Genomic DNA, 1,253 nt, shown 5'->3' on the forward strand with positions numbered 1-1,253 from the left:
GGTCAGCAGTCACGGCAAGCACGCTTCGCCAGACACCGCTTGACATTGCCAAGCGAAACGGTAGAATACGCCTTCCTCGCAGGGCGCTGACGACACGGAGTTCGCTCCGGCCGACAGCAAGCGAGACGCTTCACTCGACAGAGTTCGAAGCCGCTCTTTAACAATCGATCAGGTAATTCATGTGGGCGCTTGCCGATGGCTCGGTGATCATGTCATTGAACCATCAAGGCAAGCGACTCGTCATAGATCTTCGGATCTATTTGAGAACGTTTGAACCTTGAGCCAAGTTTGGTGCTACTTCAAGCACTTATGATCTTAAACTGAAGAGTTTGATCATGGCTCAGATTGAACGCTGGCGGCAGGCCTAACACATGCAAGTCGAGCGGAAACGATGGAAGCTTGCTTCCAGGCGTCGAGCGGCGGACGGGTGAGTAATGCATAGGAATCTGCCCGGTAGTGGGGGATAACCTGGGGAAACCCAGGCTAATACCGCATACGTCCTACGGGAGAAAGCAGGGGATCTTCGGACCTTGCGCTATCGGATGAGCCTATGTCGGATTAGCTGGTTGGTGAGGTAACGGCTCACCAAGGCGACGATCCGTAGCTGGTCTGAGAGGATGATCAGCCACATCGGGACTGAGACACGGCCCGAACTCCTACGGGAGGCAGCAGTGGGGAATATTGGACAATGGGCGAAAGCCTGATCCAGCCATGCCGCGTGTGTGAAGAAGGCTTTCGGGTTGTAAAGCACTTTCAGTGGGGAAGAAATCCTCGGGGCCAATACCCTCGAGGGAGGACATCACCCACAGAAGAAGCACCGGCTAACTCCGTGCCAGCAGCCGCGGTAATACGGAGGGTGCGAGCGTTAATCGGAATTACTGGGCGTAAAGCGCGCGTAGGCGGCGTGATAAGCCGGTTGTGAAAGCCCCGGGCTCAACCTGGGAACGGCATCCGGAACTGTCAGGCTAGAGTGCAGGAGAGGAAGGTAGAATTCCCGGTGTAGCGGTGAAATGCGTAGAGATCGGGAGGAATACCAGTGGCGAAGGCGGCCTTCTGGACTGACACTGACGCTGAGGTGCGAAAGCGTGGGTAGCAAACAGGATTAGATACCCTGGTAGTCCACGCCGTAAACGATGTCGACTAGCCGTTGGGGTCCTTGTGACCTTTGTGGCGCAGTTAACGCGATAAGTCGACCGCCTGGGGAGTACGGCCGCAAGGTTAAAACTCAAATGAATTGACGGGGGCCCGCACAA

The 1,253-nt window shown here is 55.8% G+C and carries 1 rRNA gene (running past one end of the window); it reads left to right on the plus strand.

Features of this window, described 5'->3' with window-relative positions:
• Nucleotides 1-317: 317 nt before the first annotated feature.
• A 16S ribosomal RNA gene (locus IOC61_RS16000) occupies nucleotides 318-1,253 on the plus strand; it runs 951 nt beyond the window's last position.

The sequence above is a fragment of the Halomonas sp. KAO genome (genome assembly GCF_015595025.1).
In the GTDB taxonomy this organism is placed as follows: Bacteria; Pseudomonadota; Gammaproteobacteria; order Pseudomonadales; family Halomonadaceae; genus Halomonas.